This is a genomic window from Azospirillum lipoferum, from assembly GCF_024170005.1.
GTDB classification, from domain to species: domain Bacteria; phylum Pseudomonadota; class Alphaproteobacteria; order Azospirillales; family Azospirillaceae; genus Azospirillum; species Azospirillum lipoferum.
Map to the genome: position 1 here is coordinate 1 of NZ_JALJXJ010000006.1, position 21,783 is coordinate 21,783.

The following is a 21,783-nucleotide window of genomic DNA, read 5'->3' on the forward strand; positions in this document are numbered from 1 at the left end:
GGCGGCGTGGCGATCAACGGCAGCCTGTTCTACCTCGGCGGCGAGGCCAAGAACTCCACCACCACCCCGGCGCAACAGTTCGACAAGCTGTCCTCGACCCATGCCGGCCTGACGCTGGCCTATGCCGGCTTCAAGATCGGCGGCAGCTATGCCTGGTCGGGCGACAGCGGCTATGCCAAGTCCAGCGCTACCATCGTCAGCCGCGAGAAGCAGGACGTCTGGACCGCCGGCGCGCAGTACACCTTCGGCGCCACCACGCTGGGCGTCGGCTACCTGAACGCCAAGGATGCCGGCGACCTGACGGTGCGCGGCCGCAGCAAGTTCGAGCTGATCACCGTCGGCGCCAAGTATGTCGTCGCTCCGGGCTTCAGCGTCGCGCCGGAATACAACCACTTCAAGCTCAGCTCCGACGTCGCCGCCAACAGCGACAAGGGCGACATCTTCATCCTCCGCACCGATCTGGCTTTCTAAGAGCCTGGTCTTCCAAGAGCCTCGCGCTCTGAAAAAGGGCCAACTGACGTCCTGGCCTTTTTCTTCTCCTTCGGCTTCGCGCCGCCGCGGCGGTTTTGTCCATCCCACCGCGGCGGTCGCGTCCCGGCGCGCTCTCCCTCGGGTGCGTCGGCCCCGCTCCTGACCGGAGCGGGGTCACCTGACGGCCGGGCTGCTTTCGCTGCCCGGCCATTTTTTATGCCCTGTTCCAGTCAAGCGTTCGGCCCGATCTTCGACCGGATATATCCTTTTCGGCATCGCATCGGTCGAGAATCGTATTGGACAGTTATGGTTCTACGTACTTAAAGTAGGCATGACGAACAATTCAGGACCGGGTGGCGATCACGATCTTTCGGCACCCCGTCCCGTCGCCTGCCCCCCATCCAGCAAGCACCGCAATCAAAACTCGCCATAAACCCTCAGGGAGTGAATCGGATGTCCAGGAAATGGGTGATCTCCGCCGCCACTGCTGCCGCGGCTCTGTTCATCGGGCTGGGCGGCGTCCAGGCCGCCGACAAGAAGCTGGTCGTCGGTTTCTCGCAGATCGGCTCCGAATCGGGCTGGCGCGCGGCCGAGACCAAGACCGCCAAGGCGGAAGCCGACAAGCGCGGCATCGACCTGAAGATCTCCGACGCCCAGCAGAAGCAGGAGAACCAGATCAAGGCGGTGCGGTCCTTCGTCGCCCAGGGCGTCGACGCCATCTTCATCGCGCCCGTCGTGGCGACCGGCTGGGATTCGGTGCTGAAGGAGGCCAAGGAGGCCAAGATCCCGGTGGTTTTGCTCGACCGCCAGATCGAGACCAAGGACCCCAGCCTCTACATGACCGCCGTCACCTCCGACACCGTGCATGAGGGCCGGGTGGCCGGCGAGTGGCTTGCCAAGCAGACCGGCGGCAAGTGCGCTGTGGTCGAGCTGCAGGGCACCGTCGGCTCGTCGCCGGCCATCAACCGCAAGAAGGGCTTCGACGAGATCGTCGCCAAGAATCCGGGGATGAAGATCATCCGCACCCAGTCCGGCGACTTCACCCGCGCCAAGGGCAAGGAGGTGATGGAGAGCTTCATCAAGGCCGAGAATGGCGGCAAGGGCATCTGCGCCGTCTACGCCCACAACGACGACATGGCGGTCGGCGCCATCCAGGCGATCAAGGAAGCCGGCCTGAAGCCGGGCAAGGACATCCTGGTCGTGTCGATCGACGGCGTGCCGGACATCTTCAAGGCGATGTCGGAAGGCGAGGCGAACGCCACGGTCGAGCTGACGCCGAACATGGCCGGCCCCGCCTATGACGCGCTGATCGCCTTCAAGAAGGACGGCAAGGCGCCGCCGAAGTGGATCCAGACCGAATCGGCTCTGTTCACCCCGGACACCGCCAAGGCCGAGTATGAGCGCCGCAAGGACGCCTACTGATCTGGGGGAAATCTCCCTCTCCCCCCTGGGGAGAGGGGATCCTCCACATGTTTCGTTGCGCATCCGGCGAGGTCCGCCATGACGGCATCCACCGCTCCCCCCTCCGCTCCGCTGCTGGCGATCCGCGGGCTGTCCAAGGCGTTTCTCGGCGTCCAGGCGCTGGACGGCGTCGATTTCACCCTGCGCCATGGCGAGATCCATGCCCTGCTGGGCGAGAACGGCGCCGGCAAATCGACCCTGATCAAGACGCTGACCGGCGTCTACCAGCGCGACGGCGGCACCGTGGCGCTGGAGGGGCGGGAGATCGCACCGCGCGGGGTCGAGGAGGCGCAGCGCCTGCACATCGGCACCGTCTATCAGGAGGTCAACCTGCTGCCGAACCTGTCGGTGGCGGAGAATTTGTTCCTGGGCCGCCAGCCGATGCGCTGGGGGCTGGTCGACCGCGGCGCCATGCGGCGGCGGGCGCGGGCGGTGCTGCAACCCTATGGCCTGTCGATCGACGTGACCGCCCCGCTCGGGCGCTTCTCGGTCGCGACGCAGCAGATCATCGCCATTGCCCGCGCGGTCGACATGTCGGCCAAGGTGCTGATCCTCGACGAACCGACCGCCAGCCTGGACGCGCAGGAGGTGGCGGTGCTGTTCAAGGTGATGCGGACCCTGCGGTCGCGCGGGATCGGCATCGTCTTCGTCACCCATTTCCTCGATCAGGTCTATGAGGTCTGCGACAGCATCACCGTGCTGCGCAACGGCCGGCTGGTCGGCGAGCGGCGCACGGCGGAGCTGCCGCGCCTCGACCTCGTCGCCATGATGCTGGGGCGGGAGCTGGAGGCGGCGGCGCACCGCATCGACCTCGGCCCGGCGGAGGTGGACAGCCGTCCGCCGCTGGCCAGTTTCAAGGGATTCGGCAAGGCGCGCAGCGTCGAGCCCTTCGACCTCGACATCCGCCCCGGCGAGGTGGTGGCGCTGGCGGGGCTGCTGGGCTCCGGCCGGACCGAGACGGTGCGGCTGGTCTTCGGCATGGACCGCGCCGACCGGGGCGAGGCGACGGTGGACGGCCGGACGATCCGGCTGAAAGGCCCGCGCGATGCCGTGCGGCTCGGCTTCGGCTTCTGCCCGGAGGACCGCAAGAAGGAGGGCATCGTCGGCGAGCTGTCGGTGCGCGAGAACATCATCCTGGCGCTCCAGGCGCGGCAGGGCTGGCTGAAGCCGATCCCGCGCCGCCGCCAGGAGGAGATCGCCGACCGCTTCATCCGCCTGCTCGACATCCGCACGCCGGACGCCGAACGGCCGATCCAGCTGCTGTCGGGCGGCAACCAGCAGAAGGCGCTGCTGGCGCGCTGGCTGGCGACCGAGCCGCGGCTGCTGATCCTCGACGAGCCGACCCGCGGCATCGACGTCGGCGCCCATGCCGAGATCATCCGCCTGATCGAGCGGCTGTGCGCCGACGGCATGGCGCTGCTGGTGGTGTCGTCGGAGCTGGAGGAGATCGTCGCCTACAGCCGCCGCGTCGTCGTGCTGCGCGACCGCCGCCATGTGGCGGAACTGAGGGGAGGGGAGGTCAGCGTGGAGCGCATCGTCGCCGCCATCGCGTCGGAGACGCCACATGCCATCGCGTCGGAGACGCCGGCCACCGGATCGGGCGCAGAGGTGCGGCAATGACGCTGTCCGCTCCCGGCCCGTCGCGCAACCTGCCGCAATATGGCGCGCTGATCGCCGTTCTGCTGGCCAACTGGCTGCTGTTTCCCGATTTCTTCGCGATCCGTCTTCAGGACGGCCGGCTGTTCGGCAGCCTGATCGACGTGCTGAACCGCGGCGCTCCGGTGGCGCTGCTCGCCATCGGCATGACGATGGTCATCGCCACCCGCGGCGTCGACCTGTCGGTCGGCGCCGTCATGGCGATCTCCGGCGCCATCGCCGCCACCATGACCGGGGCGGGCTGGAGCCTGCCGGCGGTGCTGGCGGCATCGCTGGCGGCCGGGCTGCTGTGCGGGCTGTGGAACGGGCTGCTGGTGGCGGTTCTGCGCATCCAGCCGATCATCGCCACCCTGATCCTGATGGTCGCCGGCCGCGGCATCGCCCAGCTGGTGACGGAGGGGCAGATCGTCACCTTCACCAGCCCGGCGCTCGCCTTCATCGGCAGCGGATCCTTCCTGACGGTGCCGATGCCGGTGGTGCTGACCATCGTAGCTCTGGCGGTGACGGCCCTGCTGGTGCGGGCCACCGCGCTGGGGCTGATGATCGAGGCGGTCGGCGTCAACCGGCTGTCCAGCGCCGGGGCCGGCGTCAACACGCCGGTGGTGCTGGTCGCCGTCTATGTCTGGTGCGGACTGTGCGCGGCGGTGGCCGGGCTGATCGTCACCGCCGATATCCGCGGCGCCGACGCCAACAATGCCGGGCTGTGGCTGGAGCTGGACGCCATCCTGGCGGTGGTGGTCGGCGGCACCTCGCTGCTCGGCGGGCGCTTCGGGCTGGTGCTGTCGGTGGTGGGGGCGCTGATCATCCAGGCGATGAACACCGGCATCCTGCTGAGCGGCTTCAAGCCGGAATTCAACCTGATCGTCAAGGCGGGCGTCCTGCTGGTCGTCCTGCTGCTGCAATCGCCGACGCTGACCCTGTTCCTGCCGCGACCCAAGGGCGCGCGGCCGATCGGGACGGTCAAGCCGCCGGTGGCGCCGACCAGCGGAGGGGCGAAACCATGACCGGTGCACTCCAGCGGTTCCTTCCGCTGATCGTCACCACCGCCGTGCTGGTGGTGGGGTTCCTGCTCTGTGCGGCGCAGTTCCCCAACTTCGCCTCCTGGCGGGTGGTGGGCAACCTTCTGACCGACAACGCCTTTCTCGGCATCACCGCGGTCGGCATGACCTTCGTCATCCTGTCCGGCGGCATCGACCTGTCAGTCGGGGCGGTGATCGGCTTCACCACCGTGCTGCTGGCCGTGCTGATCGAGCAGGGCGGCTGGCATCCGGTTCCCGCCTTCGCCGTGGCGCTGATCGCCGCCGGCGGCTTCGGCGCGGCGATGGGCGGGGTGATCCATGTCTTCCAGATGCCGCCCTTCATCGTCACGCTGGCCGGCATGTTCATCGCCCGCGGCCTGGGCTTCGTCCTGACCACCGATTCGGTGCCGATCAACCACCCGCTCTATGGCGAGCTGAACGACATGGCGCTGCGCTTCGACTTCGGGCTGAAGCTGAGCCTGCCGGCGCTGCTGATGCTGGGGGTGGTGCTGGCGGCGGTGGTGCTGGCGCACTGGACGCGCTTCGGCGCCAACCTCTATGCGCTGGGCGGCAACCGCCAGTCGGCGGAACTGATGGGCGTGCCGGTGGCGCGGACGACGGTGGCGGTCTATGGGCTGTCGGGGCTGTTGGCCGGGCTGGCCGGGATCGTCTTCTCGCTCTACACCGGCGCCGGCTATTCGCTGGCGGCGACGGGGGTGGAGCTGGACACCATCACCGCGGTGGTGATCGGCGGCACCCAGCTGACCGGCGGCTACGGCTATGTCGTCGGCACCTTCGTCGGCGTGCTGATCCAGGGGCTGATCCAGACCTACATCACCTTCGACGGCACCTTGAGCAGCTGGTGGACCAAGATCGCCATCGGCGTGCTGCTGTTCGTCTTCATCCTGTTGCAGAAGGGCCTGCTGGTGGTCTGGGCCGGCCGCGGCGGCGAACCGGCGGAGGCGTGATGCCCATCGAGAGTTTCCTGTTCGATATCCACGAAGGACGTCCGGTGGAGGGCTTCACCCTCTCCGCCGGCGGGCTGGAGGCGACGCTGGTCGCCCATGGCGCCCGGCTGGTGCGGTTAATGGTGCCCGGCCGCGACGGGACCAGCGCCGACGTGGTGCTGGGCTTCGACCGGCTGGCCGACTATCTGGCGAGCGACGCCTATTTCGGCGCCACCTGCGGCCGCTACGGCAACCGCATCGGCGGGGCGGCCTTCACGCTGGACGGCGTGCGCCACGGGCTGGCCGTCAACGAGCCGCCGAACCAGCTGCATGGCGGGCCGGACGGCTTCGACCGGCGGATCTGGGAGGCACAGGTCGAAGAGGCGGAGAATGCCGTCACCTTCACGCTGGTCTCGCCCGACGGTGACCAGGGCTATCCGGGGACGCTGACGGCGACGACGCGCTACCAGCTGAGCGACGACGGGGTGTTGGATATCCGCATGACGGCGACGACCGACCGCTCGACCATCGTCAACATCGTCCATCACAGCTATTGGAACCTTGGTGGGCATGCGTCGGGCGACCTGCGCGACCACCGGCTGACGGTGCGCGGCGGCTTCACCACGCCGGTCGGCGCCGACCTGATCCCGACGGGGGAGGTGCGGCCGGTGGATGGCACCCCCTTCGACCTGCGCGGTGATGTGGGGCGCGGCGGGGTGGGGCTGGGCGAGGCGCTGGAGGCGGTCGGCGGCTTCGGTTTCGACCACAACTGGTGCCTGGAGGGGCCGGCGGGCGAACTGCGCCCGGTGGCGGTGCTGGAGCATGCCGGCAGCGGCCGGCGGATGGAGCTGGCGACCGACCAGCCGGGCTTGCAGGTCTACAGCGGCGGCTATCTCAGCGAGAAAATCGTGGGCAAGGGCGGGCAGCCCTATTGCCGCTTCGCCGGTCTGGCGCTGGAAAGCCAACGCTTTCCCGGCAGCCCGAACATCGGCCATTTCCCGTCGGCGCGGCTCGATCCCGGCGAGACCTACCGGCACCGCATGCAGCTGCGATTCCGGACGAGCTGAGGCGGGGAGCGGAACCGTCCGCCGGCCCGCGGGGTTCATCGAAGGCACGGCAGCGGTCCCGCTGCCGACCCCGCGATGCCGGAAGGAAAGTTCGACATGGCTGCGACGCCGGGAACCGTTCGCGCAGAGTCCGTCTCCCAGCCCGGCCCGGTGCTGGTGCCTGGCCGGACCTGCTGGCGGCTGGAGAAGGCTGACCGGATGGCGGTCATCATCGATGCCGCCGCCTATTTCGCCCGGATCAAGGCGGCGATCCTGCATGCCCGCCACACGGTGATGCTGATCGGCTGGGATTTCGACACCCGGATCAAGCTGGAACCCGACGATCCGATGCCGGACGTGCCGAACGAGCTGGGCGATTTCCTGTCCTGGATCGTCCGGGTGCGGCCGGATCTGACCATCAATGTGCTGAAATGGGACCTGTCGGTCCTGAAGATGCCGTTCCGCGGCCGGACTCCGCTGGTTCTGCTGGACTGGATGAGCAGCCGGCGCCTGCGCTTCCGCCTGGATTCGGCGCATCCGCCCGGCGCCTGCCATCACCAGAAGATCGCCATCATCGACGATGCGCTGGCCTTCTGCGGCGGCATCGACATGACCACCGACCGCTGGGACACCCCCGACCACCGCGACGACGATCCCCGCCGGGTGCGGCCGAGCGGCGAGCCCTATGGCCCCTTCCATGACGTGACCACGGCGGTCGATGGCGATGCCGCGCGGGCGCTGGGCGAGCTGGCACGCGAGCGCTGGCGCCGGGCGACCGGCGAGCAGCTGGTCCCGCCGCCGCCGGTCGAGCCGTACTGGCCCGAGGATCTGGAGCCCGACTTCCGCGACATCCCCGTCGCCATCGCCCGCACCGATCCCTTGTCCGATGACTGGGCGGCGGATGACGAGGGGCGGGACAAGACCGGCAAGCGCGGCGTGCGCGAGATCGAGGCACTGTATCTGGCCGCCATCGCTGCCGCCCGCCGGTTCATCTATCTGGAAAGCCAGTATTTCGCCTCCCAGCGCATCGTTGGCGCCATCGCCGCCCGCCTGTCGGAGCCGGACGGGCCGGAGGTGGTGGTGGTCAACCCCGAACGCACCCCCGGCTGGGTCGAGGAGGAGGCGATGGGCAGCGCCCGCTCCCTGCTGGTCCAGCGCCTGCGCGAGCATGATCCGCAGGGGCGCTTCCGCATCCTGGCGCCGGTGACCGCGGGCGGGCAGGGCATCTATGTCCATGCCAAGGTGCTGGTGGTCGACGACCGGCTGCTGCGGGTGGGGTCGTCCAACATCAACAACCGCTCCCAGGGGCTGGACAGCGAGTGCGACCTCGCCATCGAATGCCCCGATGGCGAATGCCCGGATGGCGGGCGGCCGGAGGTTTGCCGCGCCATCCGCTCTGTCCGCACCCGCCTGATGGCGGAGCATCTGGGCGTCGCGGTGGAGGAGGTGGAGCGGACGGAGGAGGCGACCGGCTCGCTGACCGCCACGGTGGACCGGCTGATGCGCCCCGCCGGCCGCTCGCTCCGCCCGCTGGAGCCGGAACCGCTGAGCGAGACCGAGCGCCGGCTGGTCGACGAACGCCTGCTCGACCCCGACCGGCCGGAGCCGATGGCGGAGACCATCCTGCGTGGTGCCACCCTGTTCGGCGACGTGAACCGGACGGCATGGCGGATCGGCGCCGGGGTTATGGCGGGTGCTGCGGTAGGGGTCGGATTGGCGGTTCTGGCCCGCCGGAACAGGCTCGGGAAAAATTTTCGAGGAGAGTGAATTCTCTGCTTGCGGGCCGCGGTCCATCCCGCTACATAGGCGCTCCCCGCGGCGCCCAACGCGGTGCGGGGAAAGCGCTTGTGGCGGAATTGGTAGACGCGCTAGGTTCAGGTCCTAGTGGCTGAAAGGCCGTGGGGGTTCGAGTCCCTCCAAGCGCACCAACACTCCAAGTGTTGGTGAAGAGGAACAGAAGTATTAGTGGGGCCATAGCTCAGCTGGGAGAGCGCTACAATGGCATTGTAGAGGTCAGGAGTTCGATCCTCCTTGGCTCCACCACTTCTGAAGGTTTGGGTTTGTTTAGGTCTTGTCTGTCGGGGTGATGTCTTGTAAAAGGCGCCGCTCCTCAGCGCGGGTGTAGCTCAGTTGGTTAGAGCGCCGGCCTGTCACGCCGGAGGCCGCGGGTTCAAGTCCCGTCACTCGCGCCACTTTGCGGGCGTAGCTCAGGGGTAGAGCACAACCTTGCCAAGGTTGGGGTCGAGGGTTCGAATCCCTTCGCCCGCTCCATGACTGGAGCGACAGTTTTGGTTCCCGTGGTCTCGTAGCTCAGCGGGAGAGCACTACGTTGACATCGTAGGGGTCACTGGTTCAATCCCAGTCGGGACCACCATTCATGAAGGCCGCCAACCGGAACGGGTTGGCGGCCTTCGCCATTTCGGGGCTTCTGCGGGATCTCCTTCAGAATGTTCCTATCGGCCCCCTGTCGGAACGTCGCTGCCGTGCCGCATCAGGCAGCCCACTCCCCTCTCAAATCGCCGCGGGCGGCCTGAGTTGGTTCGGCCCGACCTGAATCGGCCCGCCGGCGACGGGAGGCGGCGCCGGCAGCGACCGCAGCGACGCCTGGGCGGCTTCGCGCAGCGGCGTAAACCTGTCGGCCGGAAAACGGCGGATCAGCATCTGGTAGGACGCGCGCGCCACCTCCGGGCAGTTCAGAATCCGGAACTGGTCGCCCTGGCGCAGCAGGACGGCGGCCTCGTCGGTCATCGGATGGCCGGCGATGGAGGACGCGACTCCGTACCACCGCCCATAGGCCGACCACAGGTCGCGCACCGCATCGCCGTCGCATTGGCCGGCGGTCAGCGCTTTTTCAAGGGCTTGGCGGTAATCGCTGTCGGGGGCCTGCGACAGTTGCGCGCAGCCCCCCAGGACGAGCAGGCCAAAAGCGGCCGTGGCCGCCGCAAGGACGGACGCCTTCGTTCCGGACATGGAACCTCCTCAAACACGGATGCCCGGCGACCGTAGGACAGCAGGGTTAAACCAGCGTTCATGTTTGTAAGCGCTGGTTTTCCATCTCATCACTGCCGTTAACCATAGATGGCGAACGAATTAATGGTTGTTTGTGACGATCATTCGAAATTCACAGCGACTTTCCAAGTAAAACCCCACATGAATAAAAATTTATCCAGTCTTTAGTCGAACGAAACCATTAAAGCTACGTAAAACCGGGGTTATACCTATGTCTATCCGGGTACCCCAATCTGTTGACACATCGCCTTTCGATAGGTTCTTTTGGGGCTGTGATAAGCATGTGACCTGAGCGCAATTGCGTAAAAATCAATGCTTTATCTGCGCTTGCTCGACAATGGAGAATCCAATGCAGGCTTTGCTGATTGAGCCAGCCGATCTGATCGCCGAAGCCATCGGCAAGCAACTCGCCCTGTGCAAGGTTAACCATGACCGCCTGGACCTGAATGGCCTGCGCGATCTGGTGGGTGGGAATGGCTCCGTCGACATCGCGCATGACGCGATCATCATCGGCGACGTCGGCGATACCGAAGCCTGCGTCGCCATGCTGCGCGCCCGCAACGTGACCGCCGCGATCATCTGCCTGATCGAGCGCCGTTGCGCCAACACCACCGCCGGTATCCTGCGGGCAGGCGCCGACGACGTGCTGGTGAAGCCGGTGATCAGCACCGAGATCCGGGCCCGGCTGGAGGCGATCCGCCGCCGCTCCTACGGGCTGACCAGCAATGCGGTGACGGTCGGCCGCCTGACCGTCTTCCTCGACGGCCGCGACCCGGAGGTGGACGGCGAACGCCTGCGCCTCAGCCAGCGGGAACACGCGATCCTGTCGGTGCTGGCCCTCAACCACCGCCGGGTGGTGTCGAAGGAGCACATCTACGAAGAGGTCTACGGCCTGTCCGGCTCCGACCCGCTCGACAAGGTGATCGACGTCTATATCTGCAAGCTGCGCAAGAAGATCGACACGGCGACCGGCGGCGGCCGCTACATCGAGACGGTCTATGGCCGCGGCTACAAGTTCGAGGCGCCTCCCGACCATGTCGCCCCCGACCGCGCCCAGCTGATGCTGGACCGCTGGTCGAACGCCGGCGCCCTGGCCGCCCCCCGCGTGCCCTTCATCCCGCCGGTGGTGCCCCGTGCCGCCGTCCGCGCCCCCATCCGCGCCGTCGGGCGCTGACCGCCTGTCGCTGATCGTCCGCCGAATATACCGTCCGCCCCGAACGTCCCAAACGCCCCTGATTTTTTACCCCGGCTTAAACCGGCCCGGTCATCCTCGAATTCGCCGCTCGCGCCCCCGCATTGAAGATCGGGATGGCCGGCGTGAATGGCCCCGGCGTCAGAAAGGCGCCATGCATCTCGCGAATGGAGATACCCATGGCCTCGATTCTGACCAATGCCTCGGCAATGACCGCCCTGCAGACGCTGCGTCACGTCACCGGTGACCTGGCGACCACGCAGGACCGCATCTCGACCGGTCTGAAGGTCAACAACGCCAAGGACAACGCCGCCTACTGGTCGATCGCCACCACCATGAAGGCCGACGTCGCCGGCTTCAAGGCGGTCAAGGAGTCGCTGGAACTCGGCTCCGGCACCACCAACACCGCGTCGGTGGCCGCCAAGAACATCGTCGAGAACCTGCAGACGCTGAAGGCCCGCGTCATCGCCGGCCAGACCAATGGCGTCGACAAGTCGCTGATCCAGAACGACGTCGACCAGCTGGTGAAGCTGATCAAGGGTGCCGCCGCCGACGCGTCCTTCAACGGCGACAACCTGCTGCGCGTCACCTATTCCAACGACGGCACCGCCAAGGACAAGAACGTCTCGATCCTGGCCTCGCTGAGCCGCAGCGACGGCACGGTCGATCCCAGCTACATCGATTTCCAGCGCCAGGACATGCGCGTGGAATCGATCGTCGGCAAGGCCACCATCGAGCAGCAGGTCGATTCGACCAACGCCAAGAAGGCGTCGATCGACCTCAAGTTCGGCGCCCCCGGCGAGACCTTCATCGACGGCCAGAATCTCGGCCTCGGCGCCGTCACCCTGACCATCACCAAGGAAAACGGCACCAAGACCGACGTGTCGGTCGACTTGTCGGCGCAGCTCTACGACACCGACCTCGCCACCACCCAGGGCAACATCGCCACGGCGATCAACACCGCCCTGACCGCCGCCGGCGGTGACTTCCAGGTCGCCTTCACCGGCGACAATCTGGCCTTCACCGACCAGGACGTGAACGCCGACGGCAACTTCACCGCCCAGGTGTCCGGCCTGTGGGTCGGCTCCAAGGAAAGCGACGCCTTCGGCGGCCTCGCCGACCTGACCCAGGTCGACGTGGTCAACAACTCCAAGAAGTCGCTGGAAGTCATCAACAAGCTGCTCGACAGCGCCATCGGCAAGGCGTCGGTCATCGGCTCCATCGAGAACCGCGTGTCGGTGCAGAACGACTTCGTGTCGAAGCTGACGGACTCGATGAACAAGGGCATCGGCGCCCTGGTCGACGCCGACATGAACGAGGAATCGAGCCGCCTGCAGGCCCTCCAGGTCCAGCAGCAGCTCGCGACCCAGGCTCTGTCGATCGCCAACCAGGGTCCGCAGAACATCCTGTCGCTGTTCCGCTAAGTCCCCTGGCGGGCGGCGTCATCGTCCAAATTCAGGGCCGAACCCCTGGACGATGGCGCCGCCCCGTCGGCGATGCCCGTTCCTCCCGCCCGCGGCAACCCGGAGCGGGCATCGCCGACGGCCATCCCCGTCCGTCACCCGAGTGCGATCGGTTCAGACGGAATCGTCTGAAACGTGAATCGCACGAAAAATTAAAAGACCCACCGCAGGGGTGCGCCCATGAGCATCGCCGCCTATCACCAGACCATCGCCGAGTGCGACGATCCGCGAAAGATCGAGTACCGGGTGTTCCTGCGGATCACCCTGGCGCTGGAGAACAACCGCAGCGCCGACTGGCGCTCCGCCGCGCTGAAGGACGCGCTGTGGCGGAACCTGGAGCTGTGGAACACCCTGCGCGCCGACCTGCTGGAGGACGGCAACGCCCTGCCGGAGGCGTTGCGCGCCGGTCTGGTCTCGCTGTCCTTCGCGGTGAACCGCAACACCCAGCGGGTCCTGCGCGGCGAAGGCGGCATCGACCTTCTGCTCCACATCAACCGGTCGGTGATGCAGGGCCTGCAAGGGGCGGCCCAGGGGGCGGCCCAGGAGGCGGTGCAGCCCGCGCGGGAACTGGCGACGGAGGAATTGTCCTATGGCACTTAAGCTGCGCCTGAAGCCGTGCGAGCGGGTGGTGATCAACGGCTGCGTCGTGCAGAACGAGAACCGCCGCTACACCCTGACGATCTCCAACTTCGCCCAGATCATCCGCGGCAGCGACATCCTTCAGGAAGAGGATGCGGTGACCCCGGTGCGCCGCGCCTATTTCCTGATCCAGAGCATGCTGCTTGATCCCGAGGTCGCCGCCAATGGCAGCGGTGCGGCGGCGGCGATGATGGCGCAGCTCTACACCACCTTCGTCCGGGCCGACATGCAGGACCGCATCGCCCGCGCCATGGGCCATATCGGCGAGCGCGATTATTACAAGGCGCTGTCCGCCCTGCGCCCGGTGATGGAGTATGAAGCCACGCTGCTGTCGGCGGCTCCGTCCGCTCCGGCGCCGTCTTTTCAGACGGATGGCGTCGGTCATCAAGCGGGCCGGCATCCGGGCCAATATCCGGGAGGTTGACGCCATGCCCACCCCCGTCACCGGCGTGACCGGCCCGTCCGGCGAGCGGTCGACCGCCAGCGCCGACATCATCGCCGAGGCGCGCCAGCGCCAGGCCGACCGTCTCCGCGCCGCGCAGGCCGAAACGGCCAATCCGGCCGATGTGGTGGAACCCGCCAGGAAGTCCGATGCCGCGGAGGCGGAGGCGAAGCGGCATGCTTCCCAGCCCTACCGCGTCACCCTCGCGCCGGGAACCTCCCGGCTCTACACCGAGGTGCTCGACACCGCGACGGGGGAAGTCATCATGCGCATCCCCGCCGGCTATGGGTCGGAGACCGATGCGGCGGACGAGGATCCCGCCATTCCGCGCGACCTCGATGGCAAGACCGGGGAGGTCCAGGCATGACGACGCTCGTCGATCTGCGCATGGTCAACAGGAACCACGACCGCTACGAACAGGCGATCCGCAGCCGCCCGGCGGTTCAGCGCGCCATCACCTACTTCCAGGACAACATCGGCAAGATCACCAGCACCGAAGACTTCATGAAGGACGACAAGCTCTACCGCTTCGTCCTGGACGCCTTCGATCTCGGCAGTCAGGCGAAGTCGCGCGGCCTGATCCGCAAGGTGCTGGAGGAAGGCGTCAGCGACCAGTTCTCCACCGCCAACCGGATGAGCGACACCAAGTTCCGCGAGATGGCGAAGGTCCTGGGATTCGCCGAGAACAAGGGTGAGAACCTGAAGAACCCGGCCGTCGTCCAGGCCATCGTCGACCGCTACGTCGCCGTGACGCTGGAGGTCGAATCGGAGGACAGCAATCCGGCGGTGCGCCTCGGCCTCTATTTCCAGCGGCGGTCGGCGAACATCGGCAACTGGTATCAGGTGATGGCCGACAACGCCCTGCGCAAGGTGGTCTACACGGCATTGGGGCTGCCCGAGCAGACGGCGCTGCTGGACGTCGACAAGCAGAAGGCGCTGCTGGAAAAGCGGATGGACATCGCCGACCTGAAGAAGCCGGACAAGGTCGCCAAGCTGCTCGACCGTTTCGCCGCGATGTACGACATGCAGAACGGCGATGCCGCCTCGTCTGCCGCCATGCCGTCGATCGGGCCGATTTCCCGCAACGGGCGGGCCTCGGTCATTTCCATCGATCCGTCCATCACCATGACGCTGATGAAGTTCCCGCGCTTCTGACCGGGCTGCGGGGCTCAACCCAGGCGGGAGGAGTCCAGCCGTGCAGCCGCCAGCCGGCCCCGAACAGGACCGCAGGTCCGGTGACTTACAGGACCGCAGGTCCGGTGACTTACAGGATCGGAAGCCTCGTGACCGCATCCGCCCGCCCGCCACCACCGGCGCCGCCGCGGTGCGCCTGCACGGGGCGTCTTCGGAGGAGGATGACGCGCGCGACGCGCTGCACATCCTGCCGCTGTCGATCCTGCCGCTGGAGACGCCGGGGCTGCGCCGGGCGCGGCTGATCAAGAATGTCCGGCTGGAAACGGTGGCGGAGCTGTTCAACGACGCCCAGACCGGCAGCGGCCAGATCGGCATCAACCAGCTGTCGAAATGCTTCGGCATCGACGGCCCGGAGTTCCGCCGCGACCTGCGCAAGATCGTGCAGATCGGCGAGGCCGCCAGCTTCGACGTCTACAGCCTGCGGCTGGAGCTGCGCCGCCTGAACATCGACGTGGAGGAAGCGGGCGCGCTGCGCCTGTCGGCGGCCAAGCGGGCCGAGCTGACCAGCTACATGCGCGTCTTCACCCGGCCGCTGGTAGAGCATGTCTATGGCGTGCAGGGGGCGGACATCGCCAGCATGGAGGATCTGGTCCGCCTGTTCGCCCAGCCCGATGTCGAGGAGGCGCGGCGCCGGCTTCAGCTGACCGCCGACCGGCTCGACATTCCCTTGCAGGAGATCCCGGCCTTCCTGGAGGAATATGCCGACATCTTCCTGTCGCTGGCCTATTTCAAGCGCTGCCTGGACGACATCGTGCCCGACGTGCAGGGCTTCCTCGGCTGGATGGCGGAGCTGTATCAGGTCAGCGAGGTGCGCCGCGATGCCCGCCAGGGCCGCATGCTGGACGAGATCGGCCACGACCTGACCGACATCGCCACCTCGATCACCGGGCGGTTCGAGAGCTTCGACAACCGCTCCCGCGATTTCTGGCGCGACATCAACCCGGAAAGCTTCCGCAGCATCCGCGACCTGATCGTCACCCATCACCTGACCATCGGCGGCGTGCTGTGCGGGTTGGCGGTGAAGATGAATCTGTGGAAGCACCGCTTCGGCCGCGGCGGCGGCCCGGTGCGCCGGCTGGAGTTCATCCGCTCGGAAATCCTGCCGGGCCTCGCCCACATCAAGACCATCGAACAGGCGTCGCGCAACAACATGGGCGGGTGAGGCGAGGTGAATTCCCCCTCTCCCCCCGGGGAGAGGGTCGGGGTGAGGGGGATGCACAGGGTGGATCCGGTGGGAATCGGGGAGCGCGCAATGCTTGAAAATCCTCGCTTCGCGCCCCCCTCACCCTAACCCTCTCCCTGGGGGGGAGAGGGGATACTCCCCGGAAAAATCGTCCCCGCGCCCTTGTTTCAAGCGCCGAAACCCACATCTATTCGATGTACCGGCGGCGACGCCGTATCATAGTGCGATCCCGCGTGACGAGGCCCCCCTTCCCGGCCGGCGCGGCAACTCCGGTGACTTCCCTTGATCTAAGTTCCCCGCTTTGGCGCCCTGCCTCGGGTGCGCCGACGCTCTCCTCTCCGGCTCCGTGACGCGCAGGCCGCCGCGACCCTCCCCCCGTGCCGTGGCGCCGCCGGTGGGGCCGGAGAGGATCCTCTTTTCCCAAATTCCAGAGCTTTGCATCCGCGAGCGATGCACGCACGCCGGCAGCGTCGAATGCCGGCCTTCACAAAACCGAACCACCGGACCGGTGCTGATCCCGGGCCGATACAAGGAACCTCATGGGTACGCATCCGAATACCGAGTCCAATACCGTCCAAACCCTGCGGTCCAGCCTGGGCCGCGCCCTCGTCCTCCACCCGGTCCTGCGCGGCGTGGAGACCGGCCGCAGCCCCGAAGCCTCCCTGGAAGAGGCGGTCGGCCTTGCTGCGGCGATCGAGCTTGAGGTGGCGCAGGCCGCCGTCGTCAAGGTCAACCAGCCGCGTCCGGCCACCCTGCTGGGCGGCGGCGCCATCGAGCAGTATGCCAAACTGCTGGAAGATGCGCGCGAGGCCGGCGAGGCCATCGACCTCGTCATCGTCGACCATGGGCTGACTCCGGTGCAGCAGCGCAATCTGGAAAAGGCCTTCGGCGCCAAGGTCATCGATCGCACCGGCCTGATCCTGGAGATCTTCGGGGCGCGCGCCCGCACCCATGAAGGCCAGCTTCAGGTCGAACTGGCGTCGCTGACCTACCAGAAGTCGCGGCTGGTCCGGTCCTGGACCCACCTTGAACGCCAGCGTGGCGGCTTCGGCTTCCTCGGCGGCCCCGGTGAATCGCAGCTGGAGATCGACCGCCGCCTGATCGGCAACCGCATCGTCAGGATCAAGCGGGAGCTGGACGACGTCCGCCGCACCCGCGGCCTGCACCGCAAGGCGCGCGCCAAGGTGCCTTACCCGGTGGTGGCGCTGGTCGGCTACACCAATGCCGGCAAGTCCACCCTGTTCAACCGGATGGCCGGCGCCGACGTGTTCGCGAAGAACCTGCTGTTCGCGACGCTCGACCCGACCATGCGTCAGGTGGTCCTGCCGTCCGGGCGCAAGGTGATCCTGTCCGACACGGTCGGTTTCATCTCCGACCTGCCGACCCATCTGGTCGCGGCCTTCCGCGCCACGCTGGAGGAGGTGCAGTCGGCCGACATCATCCTGCATGTCCGCGACATCGCCCACCCCGATACCGAAGCCCAGAAGGCCGATGTCGAGGCGATCCTGGCCGATCTCGGCATCGATCCGGAACGCGACCCGCGCGTGGTCGAGGTCTCCAACAAGATCGACCTGCTGGGCGGGGCGGATCTCGACGCCGTGCTCGCCCGCGCCGAGCGGTCCGGCAACGCCTGTGCGCTGTCCGCCGCGACCGGCGAGCGGTTGGACACGCTGTTCCGCATCCTCGACGGCCGGATGACCGCCGGCCGTGAGCTGGTGGAACTGGATGTCGCGCATGGCGACGGTGCGACGCTCGCCTGGCTTTATGCCCATGGCGAGGTGGTCGGCCGCCGCGACGACGACAGCCATGCCCACCTGCAAGTGGCCATCGAGCCGGCGATTCTGGCCCGCATGGGTCGTCCGGGGCAGGAACGCGTCGCGGCCTGACCGCGGCCTTTTGGAACTTGAAGAACCTTGAAGAACAGGGGCTGCCGGAAACGGCGGCCCCTGGCGCGTTTCAGGCCTGTCCCTTGTCCGAAGGGGGGGCCGAAGGCGGTGGACGGGACACCACATAGACGGCAACGGCCGCCATCATCGCGCCGGTGCCGGCGAGCACCGGATAGCCGGGCGAAGACAGGGCCAGGATGGCGAAGCTGGACGACATCCCGCCGACGGCCATGACCTTGGCCTTGACCGGGATGGCGCCGCGGTCCTGCCATTCGCGCACGGCACGGCCGAAGCGCGGATCGTTGCGCATCCGCTCCCGCAGTTCGGGATTGCCGCGGGCATAGGCCCAGCCGGCGACCAGCAGGAAGGGAACGGTGGGCAGGATGGGCAGGAAGGCTCCGGCGGTTGCCAGCCCCACCGCGCCATGGCCGACAAGGAGCCACATCCGCCGCCGTCCCTTACCCATGCCGTCACCGTTGCTGTCGTCCACCGCCCGCCTGCCCGTCAAGGAACGCCCTGCGGATCATTGAACCGCGCCCGGCGCTGCCGTGCAAGTGGGGGTTGGTCACCCCGCCTTGCGCACCACCCCCGGCGCGCCGGCCTTTGCGGTCGCTTCCAGGCTGTAGAGCTTCGCCAGCAGCTGTGGCGCCGGCTGTTCGCCCACCGGTGCGGCGACGCTGGCCATGGTTTCGGCCGCCGGGGCGGATTTGCGGCGCAAGGCTTCCGTCAGGGATTGGGGGGAGGGCAGGGCGGGGTCGCCCCCACTCCCGCCGCCCATCCAGGGCAGCGTTCCGGACGGCGTGCCCTCCGCCACGGCAGTCTCCGTCCCGTCCTCCAGCAGGCTGCCGATATGGCCCAGCACGCTGTCGCCGGTGACCTCCTCGAAGGCGACCATGGCGGCGCTGCCGATCAGGCCGGGCAGGCCGCCGAACAGGAAGCCGCCGGCCAGCCGCGCCGGGATCGAGATGCTCTCCCCCGTCGCCTCGCGGTAGACCGACCCGACCACGGGCAACTGCTGGAGCGGGTTGACGACATCGAGCAGGTCGTCGAAGCCGACGCTCATCCTGTCGGCCAGCGTTTCCTCCGGCTCGGCGGAGGCTTTGCGCTGGGCGGCCGGCGGGGTGACCGCCTGGGCGGCCAGTCTCTTGTCGATGCCCGGGGTGTTGACGCTCATGCTTGGTCTCCGATGGCGGCGAGCAGCGAGTCCAGCCGTGCGAAGCTGTCGGCGGAGGGGGAGGGGTCGTCCTTGCCCTGGCGCAGGAACTCTTCCAGCCGCGGGTGCAGGTCGATGGCGGCGTCGGTCTCCGGATCGGTGCCGCGCTTGTAGGCGCCGAGCCGGATCATCTCCTTCATGCCGTCATAGCTGGCGGCCAGTGCGCGGGCGCGGCCGACGATGCGGTTCTCCCGCGCGTCATGGCAGCCGGGCAGGCTGCGCGACACGCTGCGCAGCAGATTGACGGCGGGATAGCGCCCCTGCTCGGCGATCCTGCGGTCGAGCACCAGATGCCCGTCGAGGATGCCGCGCACCGCATCGGCGATCGGTTCGTCATGGTCGTCGCCGTCGACCAGGACGGTGAAGATGGCGGTGATGTCGCCTTCTCCACAGCCCTCCGGACCGGGTCCGGCGCGCTCCAGCAGGCGGGGCAGTTCGGCGAAGACGCTGGGCGGATAGCTCTTGGCGGTCGGCGGTTCGCCGGCGGCCAGCCCGATCTCGCGCTGGGCCATGGCGAAACGGGTGACGCTGTCCATCAGGCACAGCACATGCTTTCCCTGATCGCGCATCTCCTCCGCCACCGTCATGGTCAGCAGTGCCGCCTGCCGGCGCATCAGCGGCGGCTCGTCCGAGGTGGCGACGATGACGACGGAGCGGGCCAGCCCCTCCGGTCCCAGATCGTCCTGGATGAATTCGCGCACCTCGCGCCCGCGCTCGCCGATCAGGCCGATGACGATGGCGTCGGCCTCGGCATGGCGGGCGACCATCGCCAGCAGGGTGGATTTGCCGACGCCGGATCCGGCGAAGACGCCCAGCCGCTGGCCGCGGCAGATCGGCACGAAGCTGTCGATCACCCGGATGCCGCTGTCCAGCCGCTTGCCCACACGGCGCCGGGCACAGGCGGCCGGCGGTGGCTGGCGCAGGCCCCGCGGATGCTCGCCGTTCAGCAACGGACCCTTGCCGTCGATCGGCTCGCCCAGGGCGTTGACCACCCGGCCGAGCCAGCCGGGGCCGGGCCTCAGCGTGAAGGCGGTGTCGTCGGTGACCGCCGCGCAGCCCTCCGCCACGCCGTCGAGATTGTCGAAGGCCATCAGCAGCGAGCGCCCGTTGCGGAAGCCGATGGTCTCGCACAGCACCCGCCCGCCGCGCAGGGTCTCGGCATGGCATTTGTCGCCGACCGACAGCACGCGTTGCAGCCCGTCGACCTCCAGCGTCATGCCGGCGGCCGAGCGGATCTCCCCGCGCCACTGGCGCGTCGGCAGCCGGTCGAGTTCCGCCGCCAGGGTGGCGAGTGCCGGCATCGGTGCAGTCTCCCTCATGCCCGTCGATGAAGGCAGACTAGAGCAGTGAATTTAAATCCGGTTTTAAACGGGCGGAGCCATCGTCCGGCACAGTGTTCCGGCGAGTTGTGAGGGAACGAGGTCGCAATGGATTTAGGTAAAATCGGTTTCTTTCAGCTTGCCGGCACGCGGCTGGACTATCTGGCGCAGCGGCAGAAGCTGGTCGCCGAGAATGTGGTGAACGCCAACACGCCCGATTACCAGGCGCGCGACCTGAAGCCCTTCGACAGCGTGATGGACGGCATCCGCCCGGTGGAGACCGCCCGCACCTCCGGCCTGCATCTGGCGAGTACCCGCTCCACCGCCGGCTTCCGCGAGGAGGGCAAAGCGGCCCTGTGGGAATCGACCCCCAGCGGCAATGCGGTGTCGCTGGAGCAGGAGATGATCAAGGGCAGCGAGACCCGCGACGCCTTCGCGCTGACCACCAGCCTGTTCCAGCGCAATGTGCAGATGCTGCGCATGGCCTGGAGGAACGGTTAAGGACGGAGACGACCCGATGATGAACGATGTCCTCGGCGCCACGCTGAAGATCGCCGGCGCCGGCCTCCAGGCGCAATCGACCCGCCTGCGCGTGGTGGCGGAGAATCTCGCCAACGCCGACAGCACCGCCACCGCCAAGGGTGGCGATCCCTACCGCCGCAAGACGGTGTCCTTCGACAGCGTGATGGACCGCGGCGTCGGCGCGGAACTGGTGCAGGTCAAGCAGATCGGCCGCGACCGCAGCGACTTCCAGCTCGCCTACGATCCCTCGCATCCGGCGGCCGACGACAAGGGCTACGTCAAGAAACCCAACGTCCAGCCGCTGGTCGAGATGATGGACATGCGCGAGGCCGGCCGCGCCTTCGAGGCCAGCATGAACGTCATCGAACAATCGCGCGCGATGATGACCCGCGTCGTCGACCTGCTGCGCAGCTGAGGAGCCGTTCCATGATCGAGATGTCCGTCGGCCGCGTCGCCGCCGCCTATGCCGCCAACCGCAGCCCGATTGCCAGCGGCCTTGCCGAGACCCAGGCGGCGACCTCGCCGCTGTCCACCGCCAACCAGACCGACGCGGTGGCCGCCAGTGCCGAAAGCGACTTCGGCGGCTTCCTCGACAAGTCGATCTCCCAGGCCGTCGACACGCTGAAGGAGAGCGAGCGGGTGTCGCTCGCCGCCGTGTCGGGCAAGGCCAGCGCGCAGGAGGTGGTGCGTTCGGTGCTGGCGGCGGAGATGACGGTGCAGAGCGTCGTCGCCATCCGCGACAAGATGGTCCAGGCCTACCAGGAGATCATGCGCATCGCGGTCTGAGGCGTGGCGCGCTTGCCCCTCTCCACACAAAAAGGACCACCCCCATGAACCAGGCCGACGTGCTGGAGGTGCTGCGCAGCGGCATCTGGACGACCCTGCTGGTCGCCGCACCGCCGCTGATCGTCGCGGTGGTGGTGGGCGTGGCGATCTCGCTGGTGCAGGCATTGACCCAGGTGCAGGAGATGACGCTGACCTTCGTACCGAAGATCGTCGCGATCCTGGTGGTGACGGTGCTGGCGCTGCCCTTCATGTACGGCACGCTCGCCACCTACGCCGACCGGCTGAGCGACCTGATCGTCGCCATCGACTGAAGCGCGAAGATGCGCCTCCCCCCG

At 67.7% G+C, this 21,783-nt stretch carries 23 protein-coding genes and 5 tRNA genes; 24 read left to right on the forward strand and 4 right to left on the reverse strand.

Annotation, left to right across the window (positions count from 1 at the left end; translation table 11 throughout):
• The 12 genes from J2848_RS14525 to J2848_RS14580 all read left to right on the forward strand — a co-directional run.
• The coding region (locus J2848_RS14525) for a porin (protein ID WP_253568655.1) at nt 1-471 on the forward strand (471 nt) is incomplete at its 5' end.
• Nucleotides 472-924: 453 nt separating this feature from the next.
• Entirely contained in the window at nt 925-1,893 is a 969-nt protein-coding gene (gene ytfQ / locus J2848_RS14530) for a galactofuranose ABC transporter, galactofuranose-binding protein YtfQ (protein WP_149232043.1), read from the forward strand.
• 78 nt (nt 1,894-1,971) lie between these two features.
• Nucleotides 1,972-3,552 carry a galactofuranose ABC transporter, ATP-binding protein YtfR gene (gene ytfR / locus J2848_RS14535; protein WP_149232042.1) on the forward strand — a complete coding sequence of 527 codons (1,581 nt, stop codon included), beginning with the start codon at nt 1,972-1,974 and terminating at the stop codon, nt 3,550-3,552.
• A complete protein-coding gene (locus tag J2848_RS14540) occupies nt 3,549-4,592 on the forward strand; it encodes an ABC transporter permease (RefSeq protein WP_149232041.1) in 1,044 nt (347 codons plus the stop codon). Before ytfR ends, J2848_RS14540 begins: the two co-directional genes overlap by 4 nt.
• A complete protein-coding gene (gene yjfF / locus J2848_RS14545; RefSeq protein ID WP_149232040.1) occupies nt 4,589-5,575 on the forward strand; it encodes a galactofuranose ABC transporter, permease protein YjfF in 987 nt (328 codons plus the stop codon). Before J2848_RS14540 ends, yjfF begins: the two co-directional genes overlap by 4 nt.
• On the forward strand, nt 5,575-6,621 hold the full coding sequence (locus J2848_RS14550; RefSeq protein ID WP_149232039.1) for an aldose epimerase family protein: 1,047 nt from the start codon (nt 5,575-5,577) through the stop codon (nt 6,619-6,621). Before yjfF ends, J2848_RS14550 begins: the two co-directional genes overlap by 1 nt.
• 96 nt (nt 6,622-6,717) lie before the next feature.
• Nucleotides 6,718-8,367 carry a phospholipase D-like domain-containing protein gene (locus tag J2848_RS14555; protein WP_149232038.1) on the forward strand — a complete coding sequence of 550 codons (1,650 nt, stop codon included), beginning with the start codon at nt 6,718-6,720 and terminating at the stop codon, nt 8,365-8,367.
• Nucleotides 8,368-8,441: 74 nt separating this feature from the next.
• Nucleotides 8,442-8,528: transfer RNA gene (locus J2848_RS14560), tRNA-Leu, on the forward strand.
• Nucleotides 8,529-8,567: 39 nt separating this feature from the next.
• Nucleotides 8,568-8,643: transfer RNA gene (locus J2848_RS14565), tRNA-Ala, on the forward strand.
• Nucleotides 8,644-8,715: 72 nt separating this feature from the next.
• Nucleotides 8,716-8,792, forward strand: a tRNA-Asp gene (locus tag J2848_RS14570).
• Between the two features lie 4 nt (nt 8,793-8,796).
• Nucleotides 8,797-8,871: transfer RNA gene (locus tag J2848_RS14575), tRNA-Gly, on the forward strand.
• A 28-nt stretch (nt 8,872-8,899) separates the two neighbouring features.
• Nucleotides 8,900-8,974, forward strand: a tRNA-Val gene (locus tag J2848_RS14580).
• 137 nt (nt 8,975-9,111) lie between these two features.
• On the opposite strand, the gene J2848_RS14585 is transcribed toward J2848_RS14580, so the two are convergent.
• Nucleotides 9,112-9,570, reverse strand: a complete 459-nt coding sequence (locus J2848_RS14585; RefSeq protein ID WP_149232037.1) for a hypothetical protein — start codon at nt 9,568-9,570, stop codon at nt 9,112-9,114.
• Between the two features lie 388 nt (nt 9,571-9,958).
• On the opposite strand from J2848_RS14585, the gene J2848_RS14590 reads away from it, so the two are divergent.
• From J2848_RS14590 to hflX, 8 genes are all read left to right on the forward strand, one after another.
• Nucleotides 9,959-10,783 carry a winged helix-turn-helix domain-containing protein gene (locus J2848_RS14590; RefSeq protein WP_246193928.1) on the forward strand — a complete coding sequence of 275 codons (825 nt, stop codon included), beginning with the start codon at nt 9,959-9,961 and terminating at the stop codon, nt 10,781-10,783.
• Between the two features lie 197 nt (nt 10,784-10,980).
• On the forward strand, nt 10,981-12,225 hold the full coding sequence (locus J2848_RS35915) for a flagellin N-terminal helical domain-containing protein (protein ID WP_149232036.1): 1,245 nt from the start codon (nt 10,981-10,983) through the stop codon (nt 12,223-12,225).
• Nucleotides 12,226-12,444: 219 nt separating this feature from the next.
• The gene (locus J2848_RS14605; RefSeq protein ID WP_149232035.1) at nt 12,445-12,864 is read left to right on the forward strand and encodes a flagellar biosynthesis regulator FlaF; all 420 of its coding nucleotides are present in this window, start codon (nt 12,445-12,447) and stop codon (nt 12,862-12,864) included.
• Complete coding sequence (locus J2848_RS14610) at nt 12,854-13,327, forward strand: flagellar biosynthesis repressor FlbT (RefSeq protein WP_149232034.1); 474 nt, start codon at nt 12,854-12,856, stop codon at nt 13,325-13,327. The genes J2848_RS14605 and J2848_RS14610 overlap by 11 nt, the downstream gene beginning before the upstream one ends.
• Before the next feature lie 4 nt (nt 13,328-13,331).
• Nucleotides 13,332-13,712, forward strand: a complete 381-nt coding sequence (locus J2848_RS14615) for a hypothetical protein (protein ID WP_149232033.1) — start codon at nt 13,332-13,334, stop codon at nt 13,710-13,712.
• Nucleotides 13,709-14,500: a DUF1217 domain-containing protein gene (locus J2848_RS14620; protein ID WP_149232032.1), complete on the forward strand. Its 792-nt coding sequence runs from the start codon at nt 13,709-13,711 to the stop codon at nt 14,498-14,500. The genes J2848_RS14615 and J2848_RS14620 overlap by 4 nt, the downstream gene beginning before the upstream one ends.
• Nucleotides 14,501-14,669: 169 nt before the next feature.
• Nucleotides 14,670-15,701, forward strand: coding sequence for a hypothetical protein (locus J2848_RS14625; RefSeq protein ID WP_246193927.1), 1,032 nt, complete (start codon nt 14,670-14,672; stop codon nt 15,699-15,701).
• A gap of 560 nt (nt 15,702-16,261) precedes the next feature.
• Nucleotides 16,262-17,608: a GTPase HflX gene (gene hflX / locus J2848_RS14630; protein WP_149232031.1), complete on the forward strand. Its 1,347-nt coding sequence runs from the start codon at nt 16,262-16,264 to the stop codon at nt 17,606-17,608.
• A gap of 70 nt (nt 17,609-17,678) precedes the next feature.
• Here the strand turns inward: hflX and J2848_RS14635 are convergent, their stop codons facing one another.
• From J2848_RS14635 to fliI, 3 genes are all read right to left on the reverse strand, one after another.
• On the reverse strand, nt 17,679-18,098 hold the full coding sequence (locus J2848_RS14635) for a YbaN family protein (RefSeq protein ID WP_246193926.1): 420 nt from the start codon (nt 18,096-18,098) through the stop codon (nt 17,679-17,681).
• Nucleotides 18,099-18,173: 75 nt separating this feature from the next.
• Nucleotides 18,174-18,782, reverse strand: coding sequence for a hypothetical protein (locus J2848_RS14640; RefSeq protein ID WP_149232030.1), 609 nt, complete (start codon nt 18,780-18,782; stop codon nt 18,174-18,176).
• A complete protein-coding gene (fliI, locus tag J2848_RS14645) occupies nt 18,779-20,122 on the reverse strand; it encodes a flagellar protein export ATPase FliI (RefSeq protein ID WP_149232029.1) in 1,344 nt (447 codons plus the stop codon). The genes J2848_RS14640 and fliI overlap by 4 nt, the downstream gene beginning before the upstream one ends.
• Nucleotides 20,123-20,248: 126 nt before the next feature.
• Between fliI and J2848_RS14650 the strand changes: the two genes are divergently transcribed.
• The 4 genes from J2848_RS14650 to fliQ are packed head-to-tail and all read left to right on the forward strand — an operon-like array spanning nt 20,249 to nt 21,759.
• The gene (locus J2848_RS14650; protein ID WP_149232028.1) at nt 20,249-20,641 is read left to right on the forward strand and encodes a flagellar biosynthesis protein FlgG; all 393 of its coding nucleotides are present in this window, start codon (nt 20,249-20,251) and stop codon (nt 20,639-20,641) included.
• A gap of 16 nt (nt 20,642-20,657) precedes the next feature.
• Nucleotides 20,658-21,077, forward strand: coding sequence for a flagellar basal body rod protein FlgC (flgC, locus tag J2848_RS14655; protein WP_085940669.1), 420 nt, complete (start codon nt 20,658-20,660; stop codon nt 21,075-21,077).
• An 11-nt stretch (nt 21,078-21,088) separates the two neighbouring features.
• Complete coding sequence (fliE, locus tag J2848_RS14660; RefSeq protein WP_149232027.1) at nt 21,089-21,448, forward strand: flagellar hook-basal body complex protein FliE; 360 nt, start codon at nt 21,089-21,091, stop codon at nt 21,446-21,448.
• Between the two features lie 44 nt (nt 21,449-21,492).
• Nucleotides 21,493-21,759 carry a flagellar biosynthesis protein FliQ gene (gene fliQ, locus J2848_RS14665; protein WP_042690077.1) on the forward strand — a complete coding sequence of 89 codons (267 nt, stop codon included), beginning with the start codon at nt 21,493-21,495 and terminating at the stop codon, nt 21,757-21,759.
• The last annotated feature ends 24 nt before the right edge of the window (nt 21,760-21,783 follow it).

What these genes read in the sequence shown, in the direction of transcription:
- ytfR (WP_149232042.1), top strand. Translation starts at nt 1,972, where the DNA reads ATGACGGCATCCACCGCTCCCCCCTCCGCTCCGCTGCTGGCGATCCGC.
- J2848_RS14615 (WP_149232033.1), top strand. Translation starts at nt 13,332, where the DNA reads ATGCCCACCCCCGTCACCGGCGTGACCGGCCCGTCCGGCGAGCGGTCG.
- J2848_RS14640 (WP_149232030.1), bottom strand. Translation starts at nt 18,782, where the DNA reads ATGAGCGTCAACACCCCGGGCATCGACAAGAGACTGGCCGCCCAGGCG.
- flgC (WP_085940669.1), top strand. Translation starts at nt 20,658, where the DNA reads ATGATGAACGATGTCCTCGGCGCCACGCTGAAGATCGCCGGCGCCGGC.
- ytfQ (WP_149232043.1), top strand. Translation starts at nt 925, where the DNA reads ATGTCCAGGAAATGGGTGATCTCCGCCGCCACTGCTGCCGCGGCTCTG.
- hflX (WP_149232031.1), top strand. Translation starts at nt 16,262, where the DNA reads ATGGGTACGCATCCGAATACCGAGTCCAATACCGTCCAAACCCTGCGG.
- J2848_RS35915 (WP_149232036.1), top strand. Translation starts at nt 10,981, where the DNA reads ATGGCCTCGATTCTGACCAATGCCTCGGCAATGACCGCCCTGCAGACG.
- J2848_RS14605 (WP_149232035.1), top strand. Translation starts at nt 12,445, where the DNA reads ATGAGCATCGCCGCCTATCACCAGACCATCGCCGAGTGCGACGATCCG.
- fliQ (WP_042690077.1), top strand. Translation starts at nt 21,493, where the DNA reads ATGAACCAGGCCGACGTGCTGGAGGTGCTGCGCAGCGGCATCTGGACG.
- J2848_RS14620 (WP_149232032.1), top strand. Translation starts at nt 13,709, where the DNA reads ATGACGACGCTCGTCGATCTGCGCATGGTCAACAGGAACCACGACCGC.
- J2848_RS14540 (WP_149232041.1), top strand. Translation starts at nt 3,549, where the DNA reads ATGACGCTGTCCGCTCCCGGCCCGTCGCGCAACCTGCCGCAATATGGC.
- J2848_RS14585 (WP_149232037.1), bottom strand. Translation starts at nt 9,570, where the DNA reads ATGTCCGGAACGAAGGCGTCCGTCCTTGCGGCGGCCACGGCCGCTTTT.
- yjfF (WP_149232040.1), top strand. Translation starts at nt 4,589, where the DNA reads ATGACCGGTGCACTCCAGCGGTTCCTTCCGCTGATCGTCACCACCGCC.
- J2848_RS14610 (WP_149232034.1), top strand. Translation starts at nt 12,854, where the DNA reads ATGGCACTTAAGCTGCGCCTGAAGCCGTGCGAGCGGGTGGTGATCAAC.
- J2848_RS14650 (WP_149232028.1), top strand. Translation starts at nt 20,249, where the DNA reads ATGGATTTAGGTAAAATCGGTTTCTTTCAGCTTGCCGGCACGCGGCTG.
- J2848_RS14555 (WP_149232038.1), top strand. Translation starts at nt 6,718, where the DNA reads ATGGCTGCGACGCCGGGAACCGTTCGCGCAGAGTCCGTCTCCCAGCCC.
- fliE (WP_149232027.1), top strand. Translation starts at nt 21,089, where the DNA reads ATGATCGAGATGTCCGTCGGCCGCGTCGCCGCCGCCTATGCCGCCAAC.
- fliI (WP_149232029.1), bottom strand. Translation starts at nt 20,122, where the DNA reads ATGCCGGCACTCGCCACCCTGGCGGCGGAACTCGACCGGCTGCCGACG.
- J2848_RS14550 (WP_149232039.1), top strand. Translation starts at nt 5,575, where the DNA reads ATGCCCATCGAGAGTTTCCTGTTCGATATCCACGAAGGACGTCCGGTG.
- J2848_RS14590 (WP_246193928.1), top strand. Translation starts at nt 9,959, where the DNA reads ATGCAGGCTTTGCTGATTGAGCCAGCCGATCTGATCGCCGAAGCCATC.